At 62.8% G+C, this 8,550-nt stretch carries 9 protein-coding genes and 2 riboswitches; all 9 genes read left to right on the top strand.

The window, feature by feature from the left end; genetic code table 11:
- On the top strand, positions 1 to 809 hold an 809-nt coding region (locus ACOVQ0_RS15315), incomplete at its 5' end, for an NAD(P)(+) transhydrogenase (Re/Si-specific) subunit beta (protein ID WP_421886260.1).
- The gene (locus ACOVQ0_RS15310) at positions 809 to 1,129 is read left to right on the top strand and encodes a hypothetical protein (RefSeq protein ID WP_421886257.1); all 321 of its coding nucleotides are present in this window, start codon (positions 809 to 811) and stop codon (positions 1,127 to 1,129) included. The genes ACOVQ0_RS15315 and ACOVQ0_RS15310, both read left to right, overlap by 1 nt.
- Before the next feature lie 75 nt (positions 1,130 to 1,204).
- The gene (locus tag ACOVQ0_RS15305; protein WP_421886254.1) at positions 1,205 to 1,894 is read left to right on the top strand and encodes an aspartate/glutamate racemase family protein; all 690 of its coding nucleotides are present in this window, start codon (positions 1,205 to 1,207) and stop codon (positions 1,892 to 1,894) included.
- Between the two features lie 7 nt (positions 1,895 to 1,901).
- Positions 1,902 to 3,074, top strand: a complete 1,173-nt coding sequence (locus tag ACOVQ0_RS15300) for a deoxyguanosinetriphosphate triphosphohydrolase (RefSeq protein ID WP_421886251.1) — start codon at positions 1,902 to 1,904, stop codon at positions 3,072 to 3,074.
- Positions 3,067 to 3,741, top strand: coding sequence for an NAD(P)H-binding protein (locus ACOVQ0_RS15295; RefSeq protein ID WP_421886248.1), 675 nt, complete (start codon positions 3,067 to 3,069; stop codon positions 3,739 to 3,741). The genes ACOVQ0_RS15300 and ACOVQ0_RS15295 overlap by 8 nt, the downstream gene beginning before the upstream one ends.
- Before the next feature lie 56 nt (positions 3,742 to 3,797).
- Positions 3,798 to 3,899: riboswitch (glycine riboswitch) on the top strand.
- Positions 3,900 to 4,025, top strand: a riboswitch (glycine riboswitch).
- 75 nt (positions 4,026 to 4,100) lie between these two features.
- Positions 4,101 to 5,219, top strand: coding sequence for a glycine cleavage system aminomethyltransferase GcvT (gcvT, locus tag ACOVQ0_RS15290; protein WP_421886268.1), 1,119 nt, complete (start codon positions 4,101 to 4,103; stop codon positions 5,217 to 5,219).
- Positions 5,219 to 5,590, top strand: coding sequence for a glycine cleavage system protein GcvH (gene gcvH / locus ACOVQ0_RS15285; protein ID WP_421886246.1), 372 nt, complete (start codon positions 5,219 to 5,221; stop codon positions 5,588 to 5,590). The genes gcvT and gcvH overlap by 1 nt, the downstream gene beginning before the upstream one ends.
- Positions 5,591 to 5,594: 4 nt before the next feature.
- Positions 5,595 to 6,953, top strand: a complete 1,359-nt coding sequence (gene gcvPA, locus ACOVQ0_RS15280; RefSeq protein WP_421886243.1) for an aminomethyl-transferring glycine dehydrogenase subunit GcvPA — start codon at positions 5,595 to 5,597, stop codon at positions 6,951 to 6,953.
- Entirely contained in the window at positions 6,950 to 8,506 is a 1,557-nt protein-coding gene (gcvPB, locus tag ACOVQ0_RS15275; RefSeq protein ID WP_421886239.1) for an aminomethyl-transferring glycine dehydrogenase subunit GcvPB, read from the top strand. The genes gcvPA and gcvPB overlap by 4 nt, the downstream gene beginning before the upstream one ends.
- Positions 8,507 to 8,550: the final 44 nt, after the last annotated feature.

Below are 8,550 nucleotides of genomic sequence, written 5' to 3'. Positions count from 1 at the left end.
CGTTCATCATCGGCTTCCTGCTGATCATCCCGATCGGCGGCGCGGACATGCCGGTAGTTGTCTCGATGCTCAACTCGTACTCGGGCTGGGCTGCGGCGGCGATGGGCTTCACGCTCCACAACACCGCGATGATCGTGACGGGCGCACTGGTCGGCTCGTCGGGTGCGATCCTTTCTTACATCATGTGCAAAGCCATGAATCGTGGCTTCCTCGCCGTCATCGCAGGCGGTTTTGGTGCAGAAGCCGCTGCCGGTGGCGGCACGGCCAAGGAGCAGCGCCCTTGGAAGCGTGGCTCTGCCGAAGACGCCGCCTACATGATGAAGGAAGCCGAAAACGTCATCATCATCCCCGGCTACGGCATGGCCGTGTCCCAGGCGCAACACGCGCTGCGCGAGATGGGCGACGTGCTCAAGAAGGAAGGCGTCAACGTCAAATACGCCATCCACCCTGTCGCTGGTCGTATGCCCGGCCACATGAACGTGCTGCTGGCCGAAGCCAACGTGCCTTACGATGAAGTGTTCGAGCTGGAAGACATCAACAGCGAGTTCGCGCAGGCCGACGTTGCCTTCATCATCGGCGCGAACGACGTGGTGAATCCTGCGGCAAAGACCGACAAGTCCTCGCCGATCTACGGCATGCCGGTGTTCGACGTGGACAAGGCCAAGACGATCTTCTTCGTCAAGCGCAGCATGGGCGGCGTGGGTTATGCGGGCGTCGACAACGATGTGTTCTACATGGACCAGACCATGATGCTTCTGGCCGATGCCAAGAAGATGGTCGAAGATATCGTCAAGGCACTCCAGCACTGATGAGAAGGCTCATCCCTGCCGTTCTGGCACTGGTCATTGCGGCAGGGGCCTGCACGCCATCGAAACTGGCTTATGGAAAGGTCCGCTCGGCGCTCGTCGACGCGGGCCTTTCCGATGCCAACGCGGCCTGCATGGCAACGCGCATGACCGACCGCCTCACGCTGGGGCAACTTTCGCGCCTGCAAACCTTGCAGACTCCGAAGCGTAGCCTGTCGGACTATGTGGTTTCGGTCCGTCGCCTTGGCGATGCCGAACTGCTCGGCGTCACCACCAGCGCCGCAGCGCTTTGCGCCAGCGGCTTCGCGCCAGAGAAGAAGTAGCGCACTGGACCTCGCCCGCCACCTTTCGTAAGGCCGTGCCCGACAGGGGTGTTTTCAGCCCGGGGAGTTATCGCTTTGCGCAAGATCGGCCTTATCGGCGGCATGAGCTGGTTTTCCACTCGCACCTACTATGAAGATATCAATCAGCTGGTGCAGGCACGCACCTCCAAGCTTTCCAGCGCCCCGCTGCTGATCGAAAGCCTCGATTTCGAAGGCCTCGCCCGGCTGACCACGCCGGAGCAGTGGAGCCATGCGGCTGCAACGCTTGGCGAAAGCGCACGCCGCCTCGAACAGGCCGGAGCAACTGCGCTGCTGATCGGCGCAAACTCCATGCACAAGGTCTACGATGACGTGGCGCAGGCGGTTTCGGTCCCGGTCATCCACATCGCCGATGCGGTAGCCGCCAAGATGAAAGCCGATGGCATAGAAACCGCAGCCCTGCTCGGCACGCGCTATGTCGTGATGGAAAGCTTCTATCGCAAACGCCTGATCGCGCAGGGAATCAGTCTGCTGCCGCCGGTTGTCGAAGAAGTCGATATGACCGATGCGATCATTTACGATGAACTGATGCAGGGCAAGGCTACCCGTTCCGCTGAACGCATGTTCAAGACCATGCTCACCAACATGGAACAGCGTGGAGCGCAGGCCGCAGTTCTGGCTTGTACCGAACTCGATATGGTGATCGATGTCGATGCCAACGTCATGCCCATCTACGATGGCACACGCATCCACGCACAAGCGGCGGTCGACTGGATTCTTGGATAATCTCAGCATGATAGAGGGCCGCGCTTCCTACGCCAGCAACCCGGCACACACGCGCGGGCGTGAATTTGGCATTGATAACAAGGCCTCGCGCGGCCCGCGCAGTGCGTTTCAGCGCGATCGTGATCGCATCATCCATTCGATCGCCTTCCGCCGCCTGCGTCACAAGACGCAGGTGTTTATTGCACCGGATGGCGATCACTATCGGGTCCGGTTGACCCACAGCCTCGAAGTTGCGCAGATCGGGCGCGTGATCGCCCGTGCGCTTGGTCTGGACGAGGATCTGACCGAAGCCTTGTGCCTGGCTCACGATATCGGCCACCCGCCGTTCGGTCATGCCGGAGAAGACGCGCTGGAAGAGGCGATGGCCGGAGCAGGGGGCTTTGACCACAACGCCAACACCCTGCGCGTGCTGATGCGGCTCGAAAGCCCCTATTGCGGGCACGAAGGCCTGAATCTGTCATGGGAAGCGCTCGAAGGCCTTGCCAAGCACAACGGCCCGATCCTGAAACCCACTTGGGCGCTTGAGGAACTGAACGCGGCATTCCCGCTCGACCTTGGCTCATTCGCCTCGCTCGAAGCGCAGGTTGCGGCGATTTCCGATGATATCGCCTATGACAATCACGATATCGACGATGGTTTGCGCGCCGGGTTTCTGTGTCTGGATCAACTGCTTGAACTGCCCAGCGTGGCCGAGCAGTGGCGTGCCATCGAACGCCGTTTTCCGGGTGCGCCGCAGGACCGGATGCTTCGCGAACTGGTGCGCGGACAGATCGGCCACATGGTCAACGATGTCATCGCTACGGCTGAAGCCAACATCGCTGCGACTGGCGTTTCCAGCGTGGACGACGTTCGCGCGGCGGGCCGTCCGCTCGCCACATTCTCAGCAGCGATGGGAGAGGAAGAGCGTGCGCTAAAACAGTTCATGTATCAGCGCCTCTACCTGCACGAAGAGCAGCGCCAGACCGCCGATCGTGCGCGCGAAGTGATTGCCGCGCTCTTTGCCGCCTATGCGCAAAGCCCTGCGGAAATGCCGGAGTCCTGGCGTTCGACGCTACCTGAAGCCGAACCTGCGCGCACACGCCACATTGCCGATTTCATCTCTGGAATGACCGATCGTTACGCCATTGATGCTTACGCCAAACTGTTCGGCCAAACCCCCGAAGGCCTGCGAAATGTCTGAACCTACGCGCATCGTCCTTGTCGGTGCCACCGGGCTGATCGGTCGCGTGGTGATGGCCGAGGCGGTGGACCGTCCCGATATTCATCTCGTTGCTGTCGCCCGTCGCGAAGTGCCGTTGCCCAAGGGCGCGCGCCTGGAAATGCTGCTGTCCGATACGGAACACTGGCCTGATGCCATTGCCGCCGGACGCCCCCACACGGTCGTCATCGCGCTTGGCACAACGATCAAGGCAGTAGGCGGCGATAAAGTAGCATTCCGCGCCGTAGATCACGATCTGGTGCTGGAATGCGCCGCCGCCGCCAAAGCCGCAGGTGCGCGCCAGTTGATAGTGGTATCATCCGTTGGAGCAGAGTTCGCGTCCAAAAACTTCTACCTTTCGGTCAAGGGAGAGGTTGAGGACAAGCTGGCCAAACTGCACTTCGAACGGCTCGATCTGCTGCGTCCCGGTCTGCTGCGGGGCCATCGGGATGGTCCGGCCCGCCCTGCCGAACGCCTTGGCATGATGCTCAGTCCGCTTGTCGATCTGCTGATGCTGGGCAAGCTGCGGCAGTATCGCTCGGTTCGGGACAGGGATCTTGCCCGCGTGATCCTGTCGCTAGCAGGTGCAAAGCAGCGGGGCCGTTTCATCCATCATCATGACGAATTTCGTCGCCTCTTGCGCCGTTGATAAGGGCAGGAAGGGCTGGTTGACTTCACGCTGCAGTGCAGCGATGAAGAACCGTCGCTGATCGCGCGGGAGAGTTCTCTCGATTCGTTCAGGATCGAGAGACGCCGAAGGAGCAACCGCCCCGGAATCTCTCAGGCATAATGGACCGCGTTGGTCGATAGCGACACTCTGGAAAGAGTCGCTTCCCGCAAAGGGAAGGGCCGCCGAAGGGGTAACCCCAACCAAACCCGTCTGGAGAGGCGGGCGGGGGAAAGCTCTCAGGTTTCCGTGACAGAGGGGGCGCCGAATGGCGTCTGAACTGTACGGGAACGATATTTGTGAGCGACACATACGAAATTCACGGTTGTGAAGAAGTGGAGATGGCACCCACCGGTCCGCAGACCCTTCCGCTCGACCAGTGGCACCGCGCGCGCGGCGGCCGCATGGTCGATTTCGCCGGGTACTGGATGCCGGTCCAGTTCGAAGGCATCATGGCGGAACACCTCTGGACCCGCGAATCTGCCGGGTTCTTCGACGTTTCCCACATGGGCCAGCTTTATGTATCGGGTGAAGGCGCAGAAGCCGCGCTCGAAGCCGCGCTGCCCATCGACCTTTCCACGCTTCCGCTCGGCGGCGCACGCTATTCGCTGCTGCTGAACGACGAAGGCGGCATTCTGGATGACCTGATGGTCACCCGCTGGGGCACCGGCTTCTATCTCGTCGTCAACGGCGCAACCAAGTGGGACGATATCGCCGTTCTGCGCGAACGCCTGCCGGATGCGATCACGCTCAACCACCTTGAGGACAGCGCGCTGTTCGCCTTGCAAGGCCCCAAGGCTGCCGAGGCGCTGGAGCCGCTGGTCACCGGCGAACATCCACTTTCCGCGCTGACATTCATGCGCGGCGCAGCGTTCAAACTTGGCGGGATCGACGCATGGATCAGCCGCTCGGGCTACACCGGTGAAGACGGCTTCGAAATCTCCGTCCCGGCTGAAAACGCTGCAGAACTGGCCGATCTCATCTGTGCCCAACCGCAGGTAAAACCCATCGGCCTCGGCGCGCGTGACAGCTTGCGTCTTGAAGCCGGTCTGCCGCTCTACGGCCACGACATGACCGAAACCGTCGATCCGGTCAGCGCCGATCTGCTCTTTGGCATCAACAAGCGCCGCCGCAGCGAAGGCGGCTTTCCCGGCGCTGATGTGATCCTGCCGCTGATTGCCAGCGGTGCCGAAACCCGCCGGGTTGGCCTGTCCATCGAAGGCCGCATGGCCGCCCGTGAGGGCGCGAAGGTTCTCTCCGGTGATACCGAAGTCGGCACCGTAACCTCCGGCGGCTTCTCGCCCAGCCTCGAACGTCCCATCGCGATGGCCTACGTGCCTGTCGCGCTCGCCGCCCCCGGCACCGAACTCACCATCGACGTGCGCGGCCGCAAGCTTGCCGCCCGCGTCGTGCCCATGCCTTTCGTTCCCCATCGCTATCACCGCAAAGGAGCCGTCTGATGACCCGCTATTTCACCAAGGACCACGAATGGATTGCGGTCGAAGGCAGCGAAGCCACCGTTGGCATCACCGACTACGCGCAGAGCCAACTGGGCGATATCACCTTTGTCGAACTGCCCGGTGAAGGCAGTGAAGTCGGCAAGGGTGACAGCGCCTCTGTCGTCGATAGCGTGAAGGCTGCGTCAGATGTCTATGCGCCTGTCTCTGGCAAGGTCACCGTGGCCAACGCCGCGCTCGAAGATCAGCCGGAACTCGTCAACACCGATCCCGAAGGCGAAGGCTGGCTGTGGAAGATGACCCTGTCCGACCCCGCCGAACTCGATGGCCTGATGGACGACGCGGCCTATCAGGCTTTCGTCGCGGAGCTTTGATTCCATGCGCTATCTTCCCCTGACCGACCATGACCGGAGCGCCATGCTCTCGGTCATCGGCGCGGGTTCGATCGACGACCTTTTCGCCGACGTTCCTGCCGAAGCCCGCCTCTCTGCCCCCATCGCGGGCCTGCCCAACCACGCCAGCGAAATGGCGGTCGAACGCCACATGGCCCGGCTTTCCGCCAACAACGTCACGGCAGGTTCGGTGCCGTTCTTCCTTGGCGCTGGCGCCTATCGCCACCACGTCCCCGCCAGCGTCGACCACCTGATTCAGCGCGGCGAATTCCTGACCGCTTACACGCCTTATCAGCCCGAAATCGCGCAGGGCACGTTGCAGGTTCTGTTCGAATTCCAGACCCAGGTCGCGCGCCTGTTCGGCACCGACGTCGCCAACGCCTCGCTCTACGATGGCTCGACCGCGTGCTGGGAAGCCATCGCGATGGCAGGCCGCATTACAAAGCGCGGCAAGGCCGTGCTTTCGGGCGGCGTCCACCCGCACTACGTTGAAACCGCGCGCACGATGGCAAAGTTCACCGGCGACGTTCTCGATACGGTCGCACCCGAACTGGCGCCTGCGCCCGATGACGCCGCGCTGATCGCGCGCATCGATGGCGAAACCTCCTGCGTCGTCGTCCAGTATCCCGACATTCTCGGACGCATCCCGGATCTTGCCGCCATCGCCTCTGCCGCGCAGGCTAAAGGCGCGCTGCTGATCGCTGTCGTCACCGAACCGGTTGCCCTTGGCGTCCTGCAAAGCCCCGGCGGCCTCGGCGCGGATATCGTGGTCGGTGAAGGCCAATCTATCGGCGTGGGCCTCCAGTTTGGCGGTCCCTACCTCGGCCTGTTCGGCTGCCGCGAAAAGTATTTGCGCCAGATCCCCGGCCGCCTCTGTGGCGAAACGGTTGATGCCGATGGCAAGCGCGGCTTCGTTCTCACGCTCTCCACGCGCGAACAGCACATCCGGCGCGAAAAGGCCACGAGCAACATCTGCACCAACTCCGGCCTCTGCGCGCTGGCGTTCTCGATCCACATGACGCTGCTCGGCGGATCGGGCCTGTCTGACATGGCAAAGCTCAGCCACGTCGCCGCCAGAAAGACCGCCGCCGCGCTGGCCGAAATCCCCGGCGTCAGCGTGGTCAACACGCACTACTTCAACGAATTCACCATCACCGTCCCATCCGATGCGCGGCAAGTCGTGCGCGATCTGGCCGACCGGCAGGTACTTGGCGGTGTCTCGCTCGGTCGCCTCTACCCGCAGGAAACCGCTCTGGCCAACGGCATGGTCGTCGCCGCCACCGAATGCACGACGGACGAGGATATCGCGGCCTTTGCCGCTGCGCTCAAGGAGGTGCTGGCATGAACGCGATCAATCCCACCGGATGGCGTCCCTCCATGGGCGAAAACACGCCTGAAACCGGCATCCAGACTTTCACCGGCAACCGTGGTTTGCAGTTGGAAGAAGCCCTGCTGTTCGAACTCGGCAATGCCGACCGGTCGGGCGTCGATTTCCCGGAAACCGATGGCATCGATCTCTCCGCGCTCGGCCCGATGGCGCGCACCGAAAGCCCGAACCTGCCCGGCTTGTCCGAGCCGGAAACCGTGCGCCACTACACGCGCCTGTCGCGCCAGAACTATGCCATCGACCTCGGCCTGTTCCCGCTCGGCTCCTGCACCATGAAGCACAACCCGCGCCTTGATGAAAAGGTCGCGCGGATGCCCGGCTTTGCCGATGTCCACCCGCTTCAGCCGGTGCAAACGGTGAAGGGCGCGCTGTCGGTGATCAACGAACTGGCGTTCTGGCTGATCGAACTCACCGGGATGCACGGCGTTGCCATGACGCCAAAGGCCGGTGCGCACGGCGAACTCTGCGGTCTGCTGTGCATTCGCGCCGCGCTGGAAGCCAAGGGCGATCCGCGCACCGTGATCCTCGTGCCCGAAAGCGCGCATGGCACCAACCCTGCCACCGCCGCCTTCGCCGGTTTCAAGGTCGAGAACATCCCCGCCACGCCAGATGGCCGCGTCGATACCGCTGCACTCATCGCGCGGCTTGGCCCGGACGTTGCTGGTGTGATGATCACCAACCCCAACACCTGCGGGCTGTTCGAACGCGATCTCAAGATCATCGCCGATGCGGTCCACGCTGTGGGCGGCTATGTCTATTGCGATGGCGCGAACTTCAACGCCATCGTCGGGCGCGTGCGTCCGGGCGATCTTGGCGTCGATGCCATGCACATCAACCTGCACAAGACATTCTCCACCCCGCACGGCGGCGGCGGTCCCGGTTCCGGCCCGGTCGTCCTGTCCGAAGCGCTCAGCCCGTTCGGCCCATTGCCCTTCACCGCACGACAGAAGGACGGTTCGGTCCTGCTGATCGAGGAAGAGCAGGCGCACGAGGAGCACCCGCAGACCTTCGGTCGCATGTGCGCCTTCCACGGCCAGATGGGCATGTATACCCGCGCGCTTGCCTATATCCTCAGCCACGGCGCGGATGGTCTGCGTCAGGTTTCGGGCGATGCAGTGCTGAACGCCAACTACGTGCTGCGCAGCCTTGATGACGTGCTCGACGCCCCGTTCGGCGCGTCCGGCCCCTGTATGCACGAAGCGCTGTTCTCGGACGATGGCTTTGCCGAAGGCTTCTCGACCAACGATCTTGCCAAGGGTCTGATCGACGAAGGCTACCACCCGATGACCGTCTACTTCCCGCTGGTGGTCCACGGCGCCATGCTCGTCGAGCCAACCGAAACGGAAAGCAAGGCCGGGATCGACCAGTTCGTCGGTGCGATGCGTTCGCTTGCCGAACGCGCGCGGGCAGGGGACGAACTTCTCAAATCAGCCCCGCACCTCGCCCCGCGCCGCAGGCTCGATGAGACACTGGCTGCGCGCAAGCCGAAGCTGGTGTGGAAGGAAGACTGACACGAAAAGGGCCGCCCCGACACATCGGAGCGGCCCGTTCCCGT

The sequence above is a fragment of the Novosphingobium sp. genome (assembly GCF_049240505.1).
Taxonomy (GTDB): domain Bacteria; phylum Pseudomonadota; class Alphaproteobacteria; order Sphingomonadales; family Sphingomonadaceae; genus Novosphingobium.
The sequence above is the reverse complement of the archived record's forward strand: the minus strand, read 5'-3'. Positions and strand labels throughout refer to the sequence as shown.